Origin of the sequence: Paraburkholderia sp. JHI869, assembly GCF_038900775.1 — a bacterium.
Lineage (GTDB): Bacteria > Pseudomonadota > Gammaproteobacteria > Burkholderiales > Burkholderiaceae > Paraburkholderia.
The window spans coordinates 1-19,794 of record NZ_JAYMSC010000015.1 but is presented as its reverse complement, the minus strand read 5'-3'; the positions used below and the strand labels follow the sequence as shown (position 1 = coordinate 19,794).

At 66.1% G+C, this 19,794-nt stretch carries 16 protein-coding genes; 7 read left to right on the top strand and 9 right to left on the bottom strand.

Annotated elements, in window-relative coordinates; translation table 11 throughout:
• The first annotated feature begins 55 nt into the window (after window positions 1-55).
• The 3 genes from VSR72_RS24100 (at window position 56) to VSR72_RS24090 (ending at window position 4,748) form a co-directional block, all read left to right on the top strand.
• Window positions 56-1,972, top strand: a complete 1,917-nt coding sequence (locus VSR72_RS24100) for a TIM barrel protein (RefSeq protein WP_342955007.1) — start codon at window positions 56-58, stop codon at window positions 1,970-1,972.
• Window positions 1,973-2,101: 129 nt separating this feature from the next.
• Window positions 2,102-3,280, top strand: coding sequence for a porin (locus VSR72_RS24095; RefSeq protein ID WP_342954857.1), 1,179 nt, complete (start codon window positions 2,102-2,104; stop codon window positions 3,278-3,280).
• A gap of 91 nt (window positions 3,281-3,371) precedes the next feature.
• The gene (locus VSR72_RS24090) at window positions 3,372-4,748 is read left to right on the top strand and encodes a helix-turn-helix domain-containing protein (RefSeq protein WP_342954856.1); all 1,377 of its coding nucleotides are present in this window, start codon (window positions 3,372-3,374) and stop codon (window positions 4,746-4,748) included.
• 25 nt (window positions 4,749-4,773) lie between these two features.
• Here the strand turns inward: VSR72_RS24090 and VSR72_RS24085 are convergent, their stop codons facing one another.
• Entirely contained in the window at window positions 4,774-6,378 is a 1,605-nt protein-coding gene (locus VSR72_RS24085) for an AMP-binding protein (RefSeq protein WP_342954855.1), read from the bottom strand.
• 361 nt (window positions 6,379-6,739) lie between these two features.
• On the opposite strand from VSR72_RS24085, the gene VSR72_RS24080 reads away from it, so the two are divergent.
• Complete coding sequence (locus VSR72_RS24080; RefSeq protein ID WP_342954854.1) at window positions 6,740-8,323, top strand: inorganic phosphate transporter; 1,584 nt, start codon at window positions 6,740-6,742, stop codon at window positions 8,321-8,323.
• Here the strand turns inward: VSR72_RS24080 and aliA are convergent.
• The 4 genes from aliA to badH are packed head-to-tail and all read right to left on the bottom strand — an operon-like array spanning window position 8,307 to window position 12,834.
• On the bottom strand, window positions 8,307-9,977 hold the full coding sequence (gene aliA, locus VSR72_RS24075) for a cyclohexanecarboxylate-CoA ligase (protein ID WP_342954853.1): 1,671 nt from the start codon (window positions 9,975-9,977) through the stop codon (window positions 8,307-8,309). The genes VSR72_RS24080 and aliA overlap by 17 nt on opposite strands.
• A gap of 46 nt (window positions 9,978-10,023) precedes the next feature.
• Window positions 10,024-11,175 (bottom strand): cyclohexanecarboxyl-CoA dehydrogenase, encoded by a 1,152-nt coding sequence (gene aliB / locus VSR72_RS24070; protein WP_342954852.1) that lies wholly within the window; start codon window positions 11,173-11,175, stop codon window positions 10,024-10,026.
• A gap of 58 nt (window positions 11,176-11,233) precedes the next feature.
• Window positions 11,234-12,016, bottom strand: a complete 783-nt coding sequence (gene badI, locus VSR72_RS24065) for a 2-ketocyclohexanecarboxyl-CoA hydrolase (protein WP_342954851.1) — start codon at window positions 12,014-12,016, stop codon at window positions 11,234-11,236.
• A gap of 50 nt (window positions 12,017-12,066) precedes the next feature.
• Window positions 12,067-12,834: a 2-hydroxycyclohexanecarboxyl-CoA dehydrogenase gene (badH, locus tag VSR72_RS24060; RefSeq protein ID WP_342954850.1), complete on the bottom strand. Its 768-nt coding sequence runs from the start codon at window positions 12,832-12,834 to the stop codon at window positions 12,067-12,069.
• Window positions 12,835-13,053: 219 nt separating this feature from the next.
• Between badH and VSR72_RS24055 the strand changes: the two genes are divergently transcribed.
• Together VSR72_RS24055 and VSR72_RS24050 are read left to right on the top strand one after the other, a co-directional pair.
• Entirely contained in the window at window positions 13,054-13,476 is a 423-nt protein-coding gene (locus VSR72_RS24055; RefSeq protein ID WP_342954849.1) for a MarR family transcriptional regulator, read from the top strand.
• A gap of 49 nt (window positions 13,477-13,525) precedes the next feature.
• Window positions 13,526-13,867, top strand: a complete 342-nt coding sequence (locus tag VSR72_RS24050; protein ID WP_342954848.1) for a DHCW motif cupin fold protein — start codon at window positions 13,526-13,528, stop codon at window positions 13,865-13,867.
• 20 nt (window positions 13,868-13,887) lie between these two features.
• On the opposite strand, the gene VSR72_RS24045 is transcribed toward VSR72_RS24050, so the two are convergent.
• From VSR72_RS24045 to VSR72_RS24035, 3 genes are all read right to left on the bottom strand, one after another.
• Entirely contained in the window at window positions 13,888-14,994 is a 1,107-nt protein-coding gene (locus tag VSR72_RS24045; protein ID WP_342954847.1) for a DnaJ domain-containing protein, read from the bottom strand.
• A gap of 141 nt (window positions 14,995-15,135) precedes the next feature.
• Window positions 15,136-16,917 carry a cobalamin biosynthesis protein CobT gene (locus tag VSR72_RS24040; protein ID WP_342954846.1) on the bottom strand — a complete coding sequence of 594 codons (1,782 nt, stop codon included), beginning with the start codon at window positions 16,915-16,917 and terminating at the stop codon, window positions 15,136-15,138.
• 14 nt (window positions 16,918-16,931) lie between these two features.
• Window positions 16,932-18,173: an AAA family ATPase gene (locus VSR72_RS24035; RefSeq protein ID WP_342954845.1), complete on the bottom strand. Its 1,242-nt coding sequence runs from the start codon at window positions 18,171-18,173 to the stop codon at window positions 16,932-16,934.
• Between the two features lie 206 nt (window positions 18,174-18,379).
• Between VSR72_RS24035 and VSR72_RS24030 the strand changes: the two genes are divergently transcribed.
• Window positions 18,380-19,195, top strand: coding sequence for a helix-turn-helix transcriptional regulator (locus VSR72_RS24030; RefSeq protein WP_342954844.1), 816 nt, complete (start codon window positions 18,380-18,382; stop codon window positions 19,193-19,195).
• Between the two features lie 25 nt (window positions 19,196-19,220).
• On the opposite strand, the gene VSR72_RS24025 is transcribed toward VSR72_RS24030, so the two are convergent.
• Window positions 19,221-19,430 carry a hypothetical protein gene (locus tag VSR72_RS24025; RefSeq protein WP_342954843.1) on the bottom strand — a complete coding sequence of 70 codons (210 nt, stop codon included), beginning with the start codon at window positions 19,428-19,430 and terminating at the stop codon, window positions 19,221-19,223.
• Between the last annotated feature and the right edge of the window lie 364 nt (window positions 19,431-19,794).

The window sequence follows — 19,794 nt, the reverse complement described above, 5'->3', positions numbered from 1 at the left end:
AGTCAGCCCGATCGCCATGCCCATGTCCAAGCCGCTCCACACCCCCTCTCGCGCGCTGCGCCGCTCGATCGCCACGGTGTCGATCAGCGGCACGCTCGCCGAAAAGCTCGCCGCGATCCGCGCCGCGGGTTTCGACGCCGTCGAGATCTTTGAAAACGATCTGCTCTATTTCGAAGGCTCGCCCGCCGACGTGCGCCGCATGGCTGGCGATCTCGGCCTCGATATCGTGCTGTATCAGCCGTTCCGCGATTTCGAGGGCGTTGCGCCCGAGCGCCTCGCGCGCAACATCGAACGCGTGAAGCGCAAGTTCGACGTGATGCATCAATTGGGCACGGACCGTTTGCTGGTGTGCAGCAATGTCTCGCCGGAAACGATCTGCGACGACGTTCTCGCCGCCGAGCAGCTTGGCGCGCTCGCACAGGCAGCCGGGGAAGCGGGCGTCACGATCTGTTATGAAGCGCTTGCGTGGGGGCGCCATGTGCGCACCTATGGCCACGCGTGGCGGCTCGTCAACACCGTCAATCACGCGAACCTCACGCTCGCGCTGGACAGCTTCCACACGCTCTCGCTCGACGACACCCCCGACGGCATTGCCGCGATTCCGGGCGAGCGCATCGGCTTCGTGCAGATCGCCGATGCGCCGAGAATGCAGATGGACGTGCTCGAATGGAGCCGGCACTATCGTTGCTTCCCGGGCCAGGGCGATTTCGCGCTCGCGGATTTCACGGCGCAAGTGGTGAAAAGCGGCTACACGGGCCCGCTTTCGCTCGAAATCTTCAACGACGGCTTTCGCGGCGCGCCGCCCGCGGCCACGGCCGCAGACGGTCATCGCTCGCTGCTGCTGCTCGAATCGCTTACGCGCGAGACCCTGCAAACGGAGCATGTCGAAGCGAGAACGCTCTACCATCCGAGCGCCGCGCCCGCGAACGCGCAGTGGCAGTTCCTCGAATTCGCCGTGGACGACACGGCGCGCGCGCACGTGGCGAACTGGCTCGAAAAGCTGCATTTCCGCCGCGCGGGCCAGCATCGCTCGAAAGATGTGACGCTCTATCAGCATGGCTCGGCCGCCATCGTGCTCAATGCCGAGCCCGACTCGTTCGCCGGCGCGTTTTTCCAGCGCCATGGGCTCTCGCTGTGCGCCTCGGCGTTTCGCGTGGACGATGCGCGCCTCTCGCTCGAACGCGCCGCCGGCTTCGGCTACCAGCCGTTCTCAGGCCGCGTGGGTCCGAACGAGCGCGTGGTGCCCGCCGTCCAGGGTCCGGACGGCAGTCTTAACTATTTCGTTAACGAGGAGCCGGGTCAGCCCACGCTCTTCGAAGCCGATTTTGCACTCACGGATATCGACGGCCCCGTCGAAGTGGGACCGATCCTCGGCATCGATCACGTGAGCCTTTCGCTGCCGGCCGGCTCGTTCGATTCGTGGGTGCTGTTCCTGAAGTCGGCGTTCGGGCTCGAAGCCACGCCCGCCGTTCTGCTGCCCGATCCGTACGGGCTCGTGCGCAGCCGCGCGCTCATGAGCCGCGACCGCGGGCTGCGTGTGGTGCTCAACGCCTCGGTGGACCAGCACACGGCCGCGGCGGAAACCGTGCGCGCCTACCACGGCACGGGCCTGAATCACGTGGCGTTCAACACCGGCGACATCTTCCGCGCAGTGAAGGAGTTCGAGGAAGCCGGCGTGCCGCTGCTGCGCGTGCCCGCGAACTACTACGACGATCTCGACGCGCGCCACGCGCTCGATCCGGAGTTTCTCGACATGCTGCGCGAGCACAACCTGCTTTACGACCGCGACGAGCGCGGCGGCGAGTTCCTGCACGCCTACACGGAAACGCTCGACCAGCGCTTCTTCCTGGAGATCGTGGAGCGGCGCGGCGGCTACGACGGCTACGGCGCGCCCAATGCCGCCGTGCGCCTCGCCGCGCAGGCCCGGCAGCGCGCGCTTGCCGCAAAGGGGGCGAGCGAACCGCAAGATTGATTTAAACGCAGTCACCGCAGTCATCTTAGTCACTTCGCGCTGCAGTACGCACGCCGTATCGACATGAAAGTCGAGCGGCGTAGCAAAGACAACAATAAGCAGTCCCAACCTCACCGGAGACACACAACGATGAAGAAAGCAGGCCTTGGTCTTGGCACGTTCCTCGCCACCGGCGCAGCCCTCGTGGCCAGCCCCGCGTTCGCGCAAAGCAGCGTCACGCTCTACGGCGCCGTCGACGACGCCATCACCTACGTCAACAACCAGAACGGTCACTCGAACGTCTATCTGCGCCAGGGCAATCTGTATGCGTCGAAGTTCGGCTTGCAGGGCAAGGAGGATCTCGGCGGCGGCACGCTCGCGATCTTCGACCTGCAAAACGGCTTCGACCTGAACAGCGGCGCGCTTTCGTCGAGCGGCTTGATCTTCAATCGCCAGGCCTACGTGGGCCTGCAGAACCAGAACCTGGGCACGTTCACGGCCGGCCGCCAGTACACGCCGTACTACCAGTTCGTCGGCCCGCTCACGGGCAGCTCGTGGCTCACCGGCGCGACCGGCGCGCACCCGGGCGACATCGACGGTCTCGACACGACCGTGCGCATCAACAACTCAGCTACCTACACCTCGCCGATCTTCTACGGCGTGCAGGCAAGCGCCATGTACGCGCTCGGCGGCATTGCCGGCAGCACCGGCAAGGGTCAGACGTGGAGCGCCGCGCTGCGCTATTCGGCCGGCCCGGTGAGCCTCGCCGCGGCCATCCTGCGCATGGACAACGCGCAACTGACGAGCGGATTCGACAGCTCGTCCACCGGCAGCTTCGGCAAGTCCTCGCTGAACACGGGCTATGTGTCGGCGAGCGCGGTCCAGCACATTGCGGCAGCGGGCAACTACACGATCGGCAACCTGATCCTCGGCGCGTCGTATTCGAACGTTCAGTACATTGCGGGAGGCAAGTCGATCTTCCACGACACGGCCATCTTCAACACCTGGGCGGCGCTCGCCGTGTATCGCTTCACGCCGGCCTTCGACGTGGGCGGCGGCTTCGCCTACACGCTGGCTTCGCAGGCCAACGGCATCACGAGCGCGGCGCGCTACCAGCAGTACTCGCTCAAGGAGTCGTACCACCTCTCGAAGCGCACCACGCTCTACGCGCTGCAGGCCTACCAGCACGCGGGCGGCCAGACGCTCGGCGCGAACGGCGCGGGCAACATCGTCAACGCGAGCCCGGCCGTGGGCGACTCGCAGAACGCCACGCCCTCGTCCACGCGCTCGCAGTTCGTCGGCATGGCGGGTATCGCGCTGTTGTTCTGATCGACTGCCTGGGGCCGTCTGGACGGCCCCAGCTTCCGGTTGCCGCCTCTCGACGCGGCGGCACGGCGCTGAGTACACTCGCGGGTATCGCTTGAACAAACCCGCGCATATTCGCGAACTCACCGTGCCGCCCCCCGTTCCCGCCATCAGCCCACGCCTGCGCAGCAGGCTGCGCACGCTCGCCAAAACCCAGCCCAAGGCTGTCCAGCGCACCTACGACACGCTGCTCTCGCTCGAGGGCTATAGCGCGCTTTCTGCGGCGGCGCGCAAGGACATCTTCTCGTCGATCGCGTTTTCCGCCGGCCTGTGGTTCCAGTGCCTGCTCGATGGCACGCCGCCCACCGCCGAAGTCATGGACCAGACCGCGGCGTTCGCGCGCCGCCGCGTGCACCAGAACGTGCCGCTGCGCTCGCTGCTGCGCGCGTTTCGTCTGGGCGCGCGCGAACTCTGGCGCACCTGCACGGAGCTTGCCGAAGCGGACCCATCACTTGCACACGAGCTGCTGTTCGATATTTCGCCGTATCTGCTCGATTACTTCGACGCCATGGCCGAGCACATCGCCGAAGCGTATCTCGACGAGCAGCACCAGCAGGCGCGCTGGCGCGGATCGCTGCTGCAACAGCTCTACGACCTCGTCTTCCATGCCCCCGACGACGCCGCGCGCTTTCGCGAGACCGTCACGGCGCTCGGCCTCGACGCCACGCTGCCGCGTATTGCGCTCGCCGTCGACCTGGACTTGCGCGACCACGCGCCTTCCGTGCGCGAGGATGCGCTCGACCGTTTCGCGCTCAGCGCCGCGCGTCACTTCGAACTGAAGCCCGACGCGCTCGTGCGCGTGTGGCACCGCGAGCGGCTGGTGTTCTGGCTGCCGTGCGTGCGCGGTGATTCAATGACGCGCAACGATCAACGCGTGGCCGAACATGCGGCCGCGCTCACGCGTGCCGAGCCGCGCGTGCGCAGCATCGGTATTGGTCTCATGAACGAAGGGGCGCGCGGCTGGGCGGCATCGGTGGAAGAAGCGCTCAAGGCAGTGGACTTCGCGCCTCGCGGCGGCCGTGCGAATGAAGGCGATGACAATGGGAGTGCCGTGCGCGTGCACCGCTTCTCGTCGATCGCCATCGAGGAGAGCGTGCGCAGCAGCGCCAACGTGCTGCGCTATCTCGTCTCGCTCGCCGAGCAACTCGCGACGGAAGCGGACCTGCTCGCCACGCTCGAAGCGTGGTTCGCCAGCGGGCAGCGCCGGCGACAGACGGCCGAAACGTTAGGTGTGCATCCGAATACGCTCGACTACCGTCTCGAGCGCATCGAAACGCTGCTGGGCGCGAAGCTCGACGACGCGCAATGGATCGCAAGGCTGGATATCGCGCTCAAGCTGCGCGGCGCGACGCAGGGTTTGGAGCGCGATGGAAAGAAGACAGAGAAGAAGGGACGTTTGGGCGTGAAGAAGGCGAAGAGCGCGGCGCGCTAGATGACGCGGCGCGCTCTTCTCAGTATTACCCCGCGTCGCGCAACTCGCGCCGCAAAATCTTGCCCACCGTCGACTTCGGCAGCGCCTCCACAAAGCTCACCACGCGCGGCACCTTGTACGCCGCGAGTTGCGCCCGGCAATGCGCGATCACGGCTTCATCGCTCAACACCGCCTCACGCGCGAGCACCACGAACACTCGCACGGCCTCGCCGCTGCGTTCGTCGGCCACGCCCACGCACGCGCATTCGGCCACGCCAGGCAGCGCGGTCACGACCGCCTCGATTTCATTCGGGTACACGTTGAAGCCAGAAACGAGGATCATGTCCTTCGAACGATCGACAATGCGCAGGAAACCGCGCTCGTCGAAAACGCCCACGTCGCCCGTGCGGAAGTAGCCGTCGTCCGTGAACGCCGCGCGGGTGGCTTCGGGCTGGTTCCAGTAGCCCTGCATGACCTGCGGACCCTTTGCACAGATCTCGCCGGGCTCGCCCGGCGCGGCCTCCACGCCGTCGTTCATCAGCTTGACGTCGGTGGAGGGTACCGGCAGCCCCGTCGTGCCCGTGAAGCGGTCGACGCTCCCGGGATTGAACGACAGCACCGGGCTCGTTTCCGAAAGTCCATAGCCTTCGCGGATGAACCCGCCCGTAATGGCCTGCCAGCGCTCGGACACCGTGGGAATGATCGCCGCGCCGCCGCCGCCCGCGAGCCGCAGCCGCGAAAAATCGACTTCGCCGATACGCGGATGCGAAACGAGCCCCGCGTAGAGCGTATTCACGCCCATGAAACTCGTGGGACGCGCAGCCTTGAACACGTCGATCACGCCGCTGAGATCGCGCGCGTTCGCGACGAGCCAGTTCTCTGCGCCAATCGAGAAATAGGTGATGAGATTCACCGTCAGCGCGAAGATGTGATAAAGCGGCAGCGCCGTCACGACGACTTCTTCACCTGGGTTCATGAAGCCCGGCATGAAGGTCTTGAACTGCTCGACATTGGCGACGAGGTTGCGATGCGTGAGCAGCGCGCCCTTGGAAAGCCCGGTCGTGCCACCCGTGTATTGCAGGAAGAGCGCGTCGTCGCCGCACAACGTGGGGGCTTCGAACGGCAAGCCGGCGCCTTGCGCGAGCGCCGCCGCAAACGAGCCGGGCTGCAGCGCCTGGGGTTCGCTCGCGCAATCGCTCGCGGCAACGCTCAACACGGTCTTGACGGCCGTATTCGCCTTGATCGCGTCGAAAGTGGGCAGTACGCCCTCGAACACCACGAGCGTTTGCGCGCCGGAATCCACGAGCTGATGCTGAAGCTCACGCGGCGTATAAAGCGGATTCACGTTCACCTGCACCGCCCCGGCCCGCACGATACCGATCAGCGCGATGGGAAACGCGAGCAGGTTCGGCAACATGACGGCGACGCGGTCGCCCTTCTTCACGCCTGCGTGCTGCAAATACGCCGCGAAATTGCGCGAGAGACGATCGACGTCGGCGTAGCTCAGCGATGCGTCGCCCGCACGCAATGCCGGCCGGTGCGCATGCTCGCGCATCGCTGCGTCGAACATATGTGCGAGCGACGGATGCAGATCGGGATTGATGGTAGCGGGGATCTCGCCATAGCTGGCGAGCCAGGGGGCTTTCGACACGTTCGTCTCCGTGAAATCATTTCGCGGCTTGTATGCGAGGCGCCGCGTTTCATCTCCATGCTACGGATTTGTCCACGCCTGGAGAACTGGGAAAGCGGATAACGTGATTGTGAGAAGTCACAAAAGCGGTCACAAAAGCGGTCACGAAAGCGATCACAAAAGCACTCACAAAGCGCAAACACACGCAGGCCAGTGCGGCATCACGTCCGTGTCTGATCTTTGTCAATTGTGCGACACTGCGACGTCTCGTCCGTATCGCCTTGCTGGCGTGCTGACGCGGCATCGTGCCGCGCACGTTTGCTAACCCGCATACGCTGCGTCGAGGCGCTTCCCGAAGCGAATAAAACAGAGCATCGCTTTCATGCCGGACATACCATTGTCCCCCTACCGCGCGCCGAGCGCTCGCCGCCGCGGCATTGGCATCGCCCTTTTTCTCGCCTTCATCGCGGCCGGGGCGATCTATGTAATCGATCATCTCGTCGTTGATTTGCGCGCCGTGCGCGAAAGCTCGGCGCTGCCCTTCATCCTGCTCGGGCTTGCGCTGCTCATCGCGCTCGGCTTCGAGTTCGTGAACGGCTTTCACGACACCGCCAACGCTGTCGCCACCGTCATCTACACGAACTCACTCGATCCGCATCTCGCCGTGGCCTGGTCGGGCGCGTGGAATTTCATCGGCGTGCTCGTCTCCAGCGGCGCGGTCGCGTTCGGCATCCTGCAACTGCTGCCGGTGGAACTCATCCTCCAGGTGGGCAGCGGTGCCGGCTTCGCCATGGTGTTCGCACTCCTGATCGCGGCTATCGTCTGGAATCTCGGCACCTGGTATTTCGGCTTGCCTTCATCCAGCTCGCATACGCTCGTGGGCTCGATCATCGGCGTGGGCATCATGAACCAGTTCATCAGCGGGCCTTCGGGCACGAGCGGCGTGGACTGGGACCAGGCGCTCGGTGTAGGCAAGGCGCTGCTGTTTTCGCCCGTGGTCGGCTTCGTCATGGCCGCGCTGCTGCTTCTCGTGCTCAAGCTGCTCGTGCGCGTGCCTGCGCTCTACGCCGAGCCCAAACCCAACCAGGCGCCGCCGCTCTGGATCCGCACGCTGCTCATCCTCACCTGCACCGGTGTGTCGTTCGCCCACGGCTCGAACGACGGCCAGAAGGGCATGGGTCTCATCATGCTGATCCTGATCGGCGTCGTGCCTACCGCCTATGCGCTCAACAAGGCCGTCACGCCCGAGGAAACTACGGCGTTTGTGGTGGTGGCGCGCGAGGCATCCGCAACACTTGGCCGATACGCGAACGGCGCGCCGCCCGACAACGCGCGCGCCGAGGTCGAGGCATTCGTGCGCACACGCAAGCTCACGCCCGCCACCCTGCCCGCGCTGCGCCAGCTTACCGACACCATCGGCGACCAGGTGGCCCTCTCCGGCTCGATGGCGAAGGTGCCCGATGCAATCGTCGACAACGTACGCAACAACATGTATGTGGCGAGCGAAGCGATCCGGCTGATGCAGAAGGCAAAGGCGCCCGAGATGTCGCCCGCGGACGCCAAGGTGCTCGACACCTTCCGCAAGCAGATGGACCACTCGACCAAGTTCATACCAACGTGGGTGAAGGTGGCCGTGGCGGTGGCGCTCGGTCTCGGCACGATGGTGGGCTGGAAGCGCATTGTCGTGACGGTGGGCGAAAAGATCGGCAAGCAGCATCTCACCTACGGTCAGGGGGCTTCGGCCGAGGCGGTCGCCATGGTCACCATCGGCATGGCCGATGTCTACGGCTTGCCGGTGTCGACGACACACGTGCTCGCCTCGGGCGTGGCCGGCACGATGGCCGCGAACGGCTCGGGCCTGCAGTGGGGCACCGTGCGCAACCTCGTGCTCGCGTGGGTGCTCACGCTGCCCGCTTCGATAGCGCTCGCCGCGGGTCTTTACTGGATGTTCAGGCAGTTTTTTTGACATCGGCTTCACGCAGCATCTCGCGCAAACGGAACTTCTGCACCTTGCCTGCGGGCGTAGTCGGCATGGCGTCGAGCAGCAATAGCCGTTCGGGCAAATACTGCACGGCGACCTTGTGCGACTTGAGGAAGCCGACGAGCGAGGGCAGATCGACAGCCACGCCAGGCCTGGCCACCACCACGGCGCACGCGCGCTCGCCCAGCCGCTCGTCCGCATAGGCGACGATCGCCACCTGCGCAACCGCGGGATGACGGTAAAGCAACGACTCGATCTCGACCACGGGAATGTTCTCGCCGCCGCGAATGATCACGTCCTTGCTGCGGCCGCTGATGCGGATATAGCCGCGCTCGTCGACGATCGCGAGGTCTCCGGTGTCGAACCAGCCTTCGGCGTCCGTAGCGTTGAGGTGCGCACGTTTCAGATAACCACCAAAACCCGAGCACGCGCGCACGAAAAGCCGGCCCGCGACGTTCGCCGGCAGTGCGCCGTCGTTCTCGTCCACCACCTTCACTTCCACGCCCGGCAGCGGCGCGCCGTCGGTCGTAAACGAGCGCTCGTCATCGTCATCCAGACGCGTGAGCGTCACCGCGCCCATCTCCGTCATGCCCCACGCGGAGACGATCTTCGCCCCCAGCGTCATGCGAGCCCGTTCGACCAGTGCGCCGGGAATCGGCGCGCCCGCGCACAAGAAAGTGCGCAGTGTCGGAACACGGGCTTGCGCCTCGGTGGCCGCGTTGGCGAGATCGCCCAGGAACGCCGTGGACGCCATCGTGAACGTCGCACGCTCCTGGGCGATCAGCGCGAGCGCTGCTTTGGGTTGCCATACGTCCTGCAAGACGGCGCTCGCGCGCAGCGCGATCGGCATCATGAGGCCATACATGAAGCCGGTTTGATGCGCCATGGGCGAAGCCATCAGCACGACGTCGTCGCGCCCGAGACGCATGGCCTGCGCATAAGGAAGGATGTTCGACAGCAGCGTGTTCGCCGTGTGCATCACGCCCTTGGGCTCGCCCGTCGTGCCAGAGGTATAGAGCAGTTGCGTCACGTCGTCGGGGCCGGGGCGATTGCGCGTGAGGATCGCTTCGGCGTCGCTCGCTTCTTCCCAGCGCGGCTCGCTCAGAAGCGCCTCGAAGCTGTGCCGCGCCGGCTTGCCCTCTTCGGTTGCGCCCACAACCACCACGTGCCGCAATGCGGGTAGTTCAGGCTGCAGCGCGCGCAGCATCGCTTCGTGGTCGAAGCCTCGATAGCGCTGCGGCACGATCATCACCTGGCTGGCGCTATGGTTGAGCATGAACGACAGCTCGCGCTCGCGAAAGATCGGCATGAGCGGATTGAGCACCGCGCCGATGCGCGAGCACGCGAGATAGAGCAGCGTGAACTGCCAGCAGTTGGGCAACTGCATCGACACCACGTCGCCTTTCGTGACACCGAGTCGCACGAGCCCCACGGCAATGCGGTCCGCCATGCGCGCCATTTGCGCGTAGGTGAAGCGCGTGGTTTCGCCCTCTTCGATTCGCACCGCAGTAAGCGCGATTTTCGCCGGACATTCGGCAACGCACGCGTCCAGTTCGTCATTGATGGTGCGCCCGAGCCACCAGCGCAGTGCCTCCTCCCGCGCGCGGCGCGGCCCGATCAATACCGCGTCGAACTCCATGTGCAGCCTCCCGTGGCGTTGAAGGAAACGTCGCAGGCGGCGCGCATCATGCCGGCACCGCGTCGCGGCCCGCATTCGAGCGCGCGATGATGGTCTTCATGATCTGGGCCGTGCCGTCGCCGATCTGGAAGCCCAGCACGTCGCGCAGGCGCTGTTCGAGCGGCCCGCGATCGTAACCGCCGTGCCCGAACGAAAGCAGGCATTGGTGCACCACGTCGTAGGCGAGCTTCGGCCCCCACCACTTGCACATGGCGGCCTCGGCCGTATGCGGCAGGCCGCGGTCTTTGAGCCATAGCGTCTGCAGGCACAGCAGGCGCGCCGCCTCCACCTGGGTTGCGTATTCGGCGAGCGGATGCGAGACGCCCTGGAACGCCGAAAGCGGCTTGCCGAAGGCTTCGCGCTGCGCGACGTACTCCCAGGTTTCCTCGAGGCTCACGTTCGCCACGGCGAGCACCTGCAGGCCGATCAATGCACGCGAAAAGTCGAACCCCTGCATCACCTGAACAAAGCCCTTGCCCTCGTCGCCGAGCAGGTGGTCCGCCGGCACACGCACGTTCTCGAAGAAAATCGAACCGCGCCCAATCGCGCGCTGTCCGTGGCAGTCGAAGCAGTTGCGCGTGACGCCTGGCAAATCCATCGGCACGAGAATGGCCGAAACGCCGCGCGCGCCGTCTTCCACGCTGCCGGTGCGCGCGAACACCACCGCGGCGTCGGCCTGATCGGCGGCTGAAATCGAAGTCTTCTCGCCATTGAGGACGTAGTGGTCGCCCACGCGCTCCATTTTCAGGCGCAGGTTCGCGGCGTCCGAGCCGCCACGCGGCTCCGTGAGCGCAATGGCGAGCAGCGCGCGGCCCTGCGTGAGGCGTTCCAGCCAAGGCCGCGCGATCTCGGGCGCCGCGTGCTTTGCGAGAATCTGGCCGTTGAGCGAGGCAAGCAGGTTGATGTACGAGAGGCTCAGGTCGGCCCGCGCAATCTCCTCGTGGATCACGCCAGCGGCGAGGCACCCCAGGCCCTGGCCGCCATACTGCTCCGGCAATTCCGGCGCGATGAAGCCCATCTCGCCCATTTCTCGCATGAGGCCGCGATCGAGCACACGCGTGGTGTCGCGTTCGATGAAGCCAGGCGCGACGCGTCCCTGCGCGAAGCGCCGCGCGTGCTCGCCGAGCGCGGTAAGGTCTTCGTCGATATACGGATTCATGGCGTCTCCTTAAAGCATCGTTGATTGATTCGCTATCCTGATCGTTATGGAGATGCCTTTATTTGACGTACTTGCGGAACTCCGGCTTGCGCTTTTCCTGGAACGCGCGCACGCCCTCGCGCGATTCTTCCGTGTCGTAGTAGAGCTTGAGCGCGTACATGCCCATGCCGGCTATGCCCGCTTGATGCGCGGTGTCCATATTGAACGAGCGCTTGGCGATCGCAATGGCCGTGGGGCTCTTTTCCATGATCTCGTCGCACCACTTCTGCACTTCCGCGTCGAGTTGATCGTGCGGCACGACGGCGTTCACGAGGCCCATCGCCAGCGCTTCGGCGGCCGGATAGCGTCGGCAGAGATACCAGATTTCGCGCGCCTTTTTCTCGCCCACCACGCGTGCGAGAAACGCCGTGCCGTAACCCGGATCGACCGAGCCGACCTTCGGGCCCGCCTGCGCGAACACGGCCTTCTCCGAAGCGATCGTGAAATCGCAGATCGTGCACAGCACGTTGCCGCCGCCCACCGCATAGCCCTGCACGCGTGCGATCACGGGCTTGGGCACGTCACGAATCGCGCTGTGCAGTTCTTCCATCGGCAGGCCGATCGTGCCGCGCCCGTCGTACTGCCCCGCGTGCGCGGACTGGTCGCCGCCCGTGCAGAACGCCTTGTCGCCCGCCCCTGCCAGCACGATCACTCCGATCTCGCGGTCATAGCCCGCCTTGTTGATCGCGTGAATCAGTTCGTCGCAGGTGCGGCCGCGAAACGCGTTCATCTTGTCGGGCCGGTTGATGGTGATCCATGCCGCGCCGTTGCGCACTTCGTAGAGAATGTCTTCGTAGTTCATGATCGATGTCTTCGCTGTTTCGTAGTCGATGGAGAGCCCACCTGCCCGCGTTAACCCGCCATGGTCAGGCCGCCCGATACGCTCAGCACCTGTCCCGTGATGTAGTTCGCGTCGTCGCTCGCGAAGAACACGATCGCGCCTGGCAGGTCGTCGGGCTGGCCGATGCGGCCAAGCGGAATGGAGCGCTGGAACGCTTCGAGCAGCTTGTCGGGGTTGCCCGCGCCCTCCTTGTATTCGGCGAAGAGCGCGGTGTCGGTCGGCCCTGGGCACACCACGTTCACAGTGATGCCGTGGCGCGCATGCTCGCGCGCGATGGTTTTCGAAAACGCCACGAGCCCGCCCTTGCACGCCGCATAGACCGCTTCGCCCGACGAGCCCACACGCGCGGCGTCCGAGGCGATGTTGACGATGCGTCCGCGCTTGCGCTCGACCATGCCAGGCAGCACCGCGTGATGCATGTGCAGCGCGCCCGTGAGATTGATGGCGATGAGCTTTTCCCACTGCGCCGGCTCGGTCTTCGTGAACGGACGGAAAACGTCCCAGCCCGCGTTATTGACGAGCACATCGACGGGACCCAATTGGGCTTGCACTTGCTGGAGCGCTGTTTCCACCTCCGCGCGGTTCGTGATGTCGCATCGCAACGCCAGCGCCTGGCCGCCCTTCTCGTGAATCTCTTCGGCCACCTTCAGCGCTGCTTCGAGCGACAGATCCAGCACCGCCACGCGTGCGCCCTCGGCCGCGAAGCGCCGGCAGGTCGCCCCGCCGATGCCGCCGCCGCCGCCCGTCACCACGACCGTCTTGCCTTCGAGTTTTCCCACCGCGACCCTCCATTCGGTTGAGCAGTACCATAGACGCCTTCGACGCCAGTCCTCACATCGAATTACGTCAATATATTGACGTATACTAGGTAACGCCCAGATCGATGACAAGCGCGGAATCACCAGGAGAAACCCTTGCCAAAGACACCACAAAATCAAGATTCAAGCCGCTTCGATCTTGCCAATCGGCTGTTCTTCCGGCTGTATCAATGCGCAAACATGTTGCATAAAACCGGCACGCGCGCCGTGGAAGCCGAGGGATTGACCACGCAGCAATGGGCCGTGCTCGGCGCGCTCTCGCGCCCCGAAGCGCAGCCGGGCATGAGCGTGGGCGATCTCGCGCGATATCTGATGGTGAGCCGCCAGAATCTCTCAGGCCTGATCAGTCGGATGGAACGCGACGGCCACGTGAGCACCGAGGCAGATGCGCGCGACCGCCGCTCGCGCCTCGTCTGCATGACCGGGCCGGGGCGCAAGCTGTGGGTTGCGCAGGCCACGCCGAAAATCGAGGCGTACTACGAAGAAGTGCTAAGCAATTTCTCGTCGGACGACATGACGCACACGCTGCACTATCTTCTGAAGCTGCTCGACAACATGAAGCGCGTGGACGACCGAGAGCGTGTGACGGACGACGATGCGTGAGCGTGCTCCGCTACAATCAATCCATCGCAACGCACAGTGAGAGAACCCCATGAAAATGGATGCATTCCGCTTCGGCACCACCGACTGGTCCAGCGTCGAGCCCACGCAGCACAAAGGGGAAACGGGCATGGCCACGTGGCGCACGCGCTTTTTCGGCGACGAGGCGAACCCGATCCGCGTGCGCATGGTCGACTACTCGCCCGGCTACCTCGCGGACCACTGGTGCAAGAAGGGGCACATTCTGTTCTGCCTCGAAGGCGAACTCGAAACCACGCTCGACGACGGGCGCAAGTTCATGCTCACGCCCGGCATGAGCTATCAGGTGGGTGACAACGCCGAAGCGCACCAGTCGTACACGCGCACGGGCACGAAGCTTTTCGTCGTCGATTGAAGGCGGCCGGCGTGGCCGCTTCAGCGCGGCGCGCCGAGATCGGCATCGAGCCGCTTGCGCAAGTCGCGCACCACCCGCGCGGCAGGCACGAGCCACCACGTGGGAGCCGCCACGGAGAAGTCGTACGCGAGCGCCGTCTGCGCGGCGCCAGTCGTGTGCGCCCGGCAGCGGAACGCCACCATGTGGCGTCGTGTGCCCGTTTGCGAGCCAGGCGAGAAGCGCATGACCGCGCGCAGCGCGAATTGCGTATCGTCGGGCGCGGCCTCGTACGAATCGATACTCCACTCCGCTCCGTAGTGCGCCTCATGACGCAATGCGGCGCTCACGCGCAGGCGCGTTTCATCGGTGGGCAAGGCCACGGGATGCTCGCGCCCGGCACGCCCGGCGCGGTATAGCGTGCGCTGCGACCAGCCCCAGCCGAACGTGAGCACCACGCCGCCGGCCACGAGCGCCCATTGCAGAATATGCGTGAGCCAGCGCCCAACCTCGAAGCGCGCAATGGGCGCGAGCAGCAAGCCGGCGATCCAGTGCGCGACCACGAAGATCACGACGCACGCGAACACGCTCGCGGAGAGCGTCAGCAGCCAGCCGCGCGAAGGGTCGTCGAGTTTCGCAAACAGGAAATCGCGCACGCCGCCTGAACGCGCGTGCACGTCGACGGCTTGAGGCTCGGCTCCGGCGTCCGGGACGCCTGGCTGCCCGGCATCCGCTTCGTCGCGCAACCCCGCGAGTTCGCCGTGCAGCGTGTCGCGCTCGGTCCGCATGCGCTGGACCTCGTCGAGGGTGCGCGTGCGCTCGGCGCGCAGCCCGTCCAGCTCGGCGCGCACGCGTTCGCGCTGCGCCAGCAGCGACTGCATCTGCGCGTGCAACTCCTCGGCCTGCGCGACGCTCAGCGCGGAGCGGCTCACCGGCGGCGCATGGTGCACGGACCAGTACGCTTCGAGCAGTTCGCGGGCCTCCTTCACGCGCTTGAACTGGTCGTCGGCCCAGCGCATCGAGGCGGCCGTGGGGTGCCGCCATTTGTCGGGATGCAGGATCTGCGCGAGATGGCGATAGTGATGCTTGATCTCCGCCTCGCTCGCCCCCGGCTCCAGATCGAGCCGGTAGTAGAGGCGGTCGTAGTCCACGGGTCGGTGATCGCGGCCTGGCATGACCTGTATGTATTCGTCAGTGGATGGGTTCGCAGACGCCGCAACGCCTGCCTACTCAAGTTAGCGCAATGCGCGCAGTCCGGCAAGGAAAGCGCCGCTGCCCGCGCCCGCACGGTTTCAGTGCGGCCGGCCCGCGAGCAGGCGGCTCAGCGTCGCGAACGCGGTGGCCGGCAGTTCGTGCAGCTTGCGCACGACCACGGCGTTCGGGTAGAACGCCTCGACCGCGTCGTCCAGGATGCCGATGCCAACCAGCTCGATGCCCTGCTGCTTGACCGCCTGCACGCGCGCGAGCAGGTCGGTACGCAACACGGCCGCATCGCCGTCGCTCGTCGAAGGATAGCCGTCCGAGAGCACGAACAGCAGCCGCCGGCGCGCCTTACGCTGCGCGAGCCGCGCCGCCGCCCACGCGAGCGCTTCGCCATCGGGGTTCTCGTGCCCGCACTCGATGGCCGCGAGTCCGCTCAGCTCGCGTGAGTCGAAACGCTTGAACACGCGTAGATCGAGGCGCTCAACGAAGCGGTTATAGGCCCGCAGATCGGCGCCCGCCGCGCGCTCGCGCTCATAAAGCGCGCGCATTTCCGGCGCTTCGATCGAGCTGTAGCCGAGCACTTCCGAATCGAAGGCGAGCTGCGTAAGCGCATCGGCGAGCGCCGCCGCGCACAGGCGCGCGAGTTCGATCTTGCGGCCCGCCATCGAGCCGCTCAGGTCGAGCAGCAGCGTGACGACCGTGTCGCGCCCGCTCGCATGATGCGCCACGCGAAACGGCGTGCGGTAGCCGCGCGAGGCGGCCAGACGCGCGAGCGCCGCGCGGTCGATCTCGCCGCGCTCCTGCTCGCGCTTCCAGTGCGTGAGTTCGTCGGCCTTGAGCACGCGCTCGAGCTGGGCCTTGAGCGCGCCGGTCTCCGCTCGCGCCAAAGCGCGCAGCTTGCGCCAGGCGGTGGCGTCGCCGCGGCCCGTGAGGTCGGTGACGACATCGAATGCCGTCGTCAGCGGAATCGACAGGCGCGGCCGCATGGCGGCAGCGCTCCCATGCGCGACCAAGGCGGCGTGCGGCGCATCCGCTTCGGAAAGCGATGTGCCAGCGGCGGAGTCGGACTCCATGCTCGCGCGTGCGAAAGCGCCCTCGTCACCCTTGCGGGCGTCTTCGGGCTGCGCCGCGCCGCCCGGCGGTTCGACCTCGTCTTGCGCGCCGAATTCGTCCATCGCCTGCGCGAGCCGCGCCGCTTCGTCGTCGAGCCCTTCGGACGGCCCCGCCGTCTGCATCATGTTGTTCGCGCCGCGCGATGCGAGCGAGCGCACGCCCGCCACGATCGCCGCGGCGGCGCTCAGGCTGGCGCGCGTCGACTGGCTCGCGCGGGCCGCAGCGAGCGGGCCGTCGATTGCGCGCAGCGCGGCGGCAAGCGCCGCGGCGTCGCGCTCGAGCACGCCCGGCGCTTCGTCCCACAGCGTGCGTTCGATCGCCCATGCAAGGCGCTCGCGCCACGCCAGCTCCGGCCAGCGTCGCGCAACTGCGTCGCCGCGCTGCGCGCGCCAGCTTTGCATATAGTGTTGCGCGCCAGGGAAGGTCCGCGCGAGCTGCGCGAACACGCGGCGGTCCTCGATCGCCTGCGCAATGCGCCCCGTCACACCGGCTTGCGGCGTGTCGAGACGCGCGGCTTCGCTGTAGCGATGGCGCGCCGCCAGCAAGTCGAGCGTGCCAATGAGCGCCGCTTCACTCGCGGCCTCACGCGCGAGGCGCGCGGGCAGTACGAAGCGCTCGCCCTCCACGCGCGGCTCGCCCGCGCCGAACGTCACGCTCACGCCTGTATCGCCGGCCAGCACGCGCGCGAGGCGGCCGAGTGCGCCCTCGGGATCGGCGCTCGCCGTCAATCCTTCTGTCGCGTCCTGCAAGCTGGGCACAGTCGCCTCCGCACTCACGCGTCGAAGATCACGTGATGACGAATGATGCTGCGAATGAGTGCAGCATCGTCCGCGCTCACCTTCGCGTAGATCGCCGGCCCCGCTGCGCGCTCGACATCGCCCGTGCGCAGCATGAGTTCGGCCCAGTCGATCAGGCGTCGCGTAGAAAACGCGCTCGCGAGGTCCTCGCGAGCGAACGCCGCGCGGCAGTCGGCGGCGATGGCGGCGAGCGTATGCGCGAGCGCCGGCGTGAGCACCGGCAGCGTGCGCAGCAATACTTCGGCCTCCTCTTCAAGCGAGAGATAGTCGAACAGGTAGACGCGCCAGCGGTCGAGAAACGCTTCGTTGAGCAGGTTCGCGCCCTGGTACAGATGGCGATACGCGCTCATCGCGCCCGCCGCATTCGCCGTGGCGAAGAGACGGAACGACGGATGCGGCTCGACGATCTCGTTGCCGCGCTCCTTGAGCAGGAGGCGGCCGTTCGGTTCCAGCACGGCGGTAAGCACCGCAAGAATGGACGGTTCGGCAAAATCGAGTTCGTCGATGATGAGCCAGTAGCCCTCGCGCATCGCCACGGGCAGCACGCCGTCCACCCAGATCGTCTCGCCGCCCTTCACCGTCCAGAAGCCCACGAAGTCGCCAATGGTGGTCTGGCCGTTCATGTTGGCGCGCAACACGCCATAGTCCGCGCGCGCGGCCACCTGTTCGATGAAGCTCGTCTTGCCCGAACCCGTATGACCGATCAGCATGACGCGGCGATTTTCTACGATGTCCTGAACGATATCGTCGCCGCGTGCGGTGAAGAGGTAGGCGGCGTTCACGCGCGGCACCAGTGCGTTTGGCTCGCCACGCGGCAGATCGGCGTGGCCAATGCGTACAGTGGGCGTTCTGCTTTGCGGCCTGGCTCGCGCCGCTTTGGCCTCTCGCACTGCTGCGGCGGCTTGCTGCAAGGCTGCGGAAAACGTGCTGCCCGCCTGTGGCGCGCGCACTTCATCGGCGTGCTGCGCTTCGGAAACGAAGCCCTCGCGACGCCATTTGAGCAACTTTGCTTCGAGATTGTCGAGATCGATCTCGGTGTCGATGTCGACTTCGGCGGCCTCTCCGTACTCGCCCTGGCCGTGCTCGATGCGGTACATGTGCACGCGCCCGGAAGGCGAGACGCGCCACCATTCGCGGGCCCGGCCGTCGCCGCGCGTGTAGAGGCCCAGCGGGCCCAGCGGGTCTTCGTCTTGCAGTGCGGGATCGGATGCGTTCATGGGCGGGAATGCGGGGCGCTGGCGCGCGGTCCGGTGAATCGTCTCATATTACCTGTGCAAATGCGCACAAGCGGCAATGCGCGAAAGCGTGACATCGACGATCGCATTCGCGCCATGACCGTGCTTCCAGCCCGCGTCCAACCGTGCTAGCGTGACGATCGCCCGACTAGGCACGCATGCCCCACCTGTCACCTGGAGACCCCCCAATGGCCCAAGCCGCGCCCCCCGAACTCGACGACGAGCCGGGGCGCGGCCGATCGCTTGCGCGCCACTACCCACGCGGCCTCCAGATCGAGCCGCACACGCATACCTGGGCGCAGGTGCTCTACGCCGTGTCCGGCGTGATGTGGGTCGAGGTGGAACGCGAAGCGCTCGTCGTGCCGCCGCAGCGCGCCGTGTGGCTGCCGCCCGGCACGCAGCACGCCATTCACATGCTGAGCGCCGTCGAGATGCGCAATCTCTATCTGCACGAGCGCGACAGCCGGCATCTGAGCGAACGCTGCGAAGTCTTCGAGATCAACGGCCTGCTGCGCGAGCTCATCACGAGCCTCGCGCAACGCGCGCGCGACGACGACGACGCCTGGCTCGACGCGGCCTATCGCCTCGCGACGATCGAACTTGCGCACGCGCCGCGCTCCACGATGCGCATTCCGCTGCCCGACGCCTCCGACCGCCGCCTCGGCACGCTGTGCCGCGCAGTGATCGACAACCCGTCGGCCGATATCGGCTTCGAACAGCACGCGGCACAGGTGGGCGCCAGCGTGCGCACGCTCTCGCGGCTCTTCACACGCGAGCTAGGCATGGGGTTTGCTGAGTGGCGCCGCCAGGTGCAGCTCGCACTCGCGGTGTCGCGGCTTGCGGAAGGCGAGCCTGTGAGCGCCGTGGCGCGCATGCTGGGCTATCTGCCCAGCAGCTTCAGCGACATGTTCCGCCGCGAACTGGGCGTGGCGCCCAGCGAGTTCCGGCCCGCCGGGACGCTCGGCGGCACATCGGGTCGCGCAGAGGAAGGCACGGCACAGTGACGCGCGTGCAGAAGCCTGGCGCGGCTCAATGCGGCGGCAGATCGCCCACTAGCGGAAACATGTCGGGCGTATAGCCCATATTGAAGTAACCAGCCCGTGCGTACGTGGCAATTCGTTCGAGGTGCTCGGTTTCGCGCGACGGGTCGCGCAGTTCAGGCTCGTCGGCGTGCGGCATAGGCGCGCGGTTCGCTCGGCCGCGCCGCGAAAACCACGCCGGCATCGACAACTTCGACATTGCGGACTCCTTGCTAGGCGTTGACCCCTTCCAATCTAGTCAGTCGGAGGCGCGCACGCAAACAAGCATTTCTACGATGCATTGCACACCGCGCCGGCACCCACGGATCGCGCGATCCGCGCGCTGTAATTCCCCGAAAACCTTACAAATAACTAACGTTTCGAAATTGGCGCACGAGTTGGTTAGACTGCGAGTCTCGGCCTTCGCTGTACAGCAAGGCCGGGCTTCGACGGCATAACAATCATGAGAATGCGTATGCAGCAACTCGACTGTCACCGGCAGCAAATCGCGGCGGCCAAGCCGTTGAGCGCGCCGACATGGTTTCTCCGCACCGCCTCGCGCGGTGGTCCGACCTCCTGGAGGC

Excerpts from the sequence above, each read along its gene's own strand:
- VSR72_RS24025 (WP_342954843.1), bottom strand. The coding sequence starts at position 19,430 with ATGTCGAAGTTGTCGATGCCGGCGTGGTTTTCGCGGCGCGGCCGAGCG.
- aliB (WP_342954852.1), bottom strand. The coding sequence starts at position 11,175 with ATGAATCCGTATATCGACGAAGACCTTACCGCGCTCGGCGAGCACGCG.
- VSR72_RS24050 (WP_342954848.1), top strand. The coding sequence starts at position 13,526 with ATGAAAATGGATGCATTCCGCTTCGGCACCACCGACTGGTCCAGCGTC.
- aliA (WP_342954853.1), bottom strand. The coding sequence starts at position 9,977 with ATGGAGTTCGACGCGGTATTGATCGGGCCGCGCCGCGCGCGGGAGGAG.
- badI (WP_342954851.1), bottom strand. The coding sequence starts at position 12,016 with ATGAACTACGAAGACATTCTCTACGAAGTGCGCAACGGCGCGGCATGG.
- VSR72_RS24035 (WP_342954845.1), bottom strand. The coding sequence starts at position 18,173 with ATGAACGCATCCGATCCCGCACTGCAAGACGAAGACCCGCTGGGCCCG.
- VSR72_RS24030 (WP_342954844.1), top strand. The coding sequence starts at position 18,380 with ATGGCCCAAGCCGCGCCCCCCGAACTCGACGACGAGCCGGGGCGCGGC.
- VSR72_RS24055 (WP_342954849.1), top strand. The coding sequence starts at position 13,054 with ATGTTGCATAAAACCGGCACGCGCGCCGTGGAAGCCGAGGGATTGACC.
- VSR72_RS24095 (WP_342954857.1), top strand. The coding sequence starts at position 2,102 with ATGAAGAAAGCAGGCCTTGGTCTTGGCACGTTCCTCGCCACCGGCGCA.
- VSR72_RS24080 (WP_342954854.1), top strand. The coding sequence starts at position 6,740 with ATGCCGGACATACCATTGTCCCCCTACCGCGCGCCGAGCGCTCGCCGC.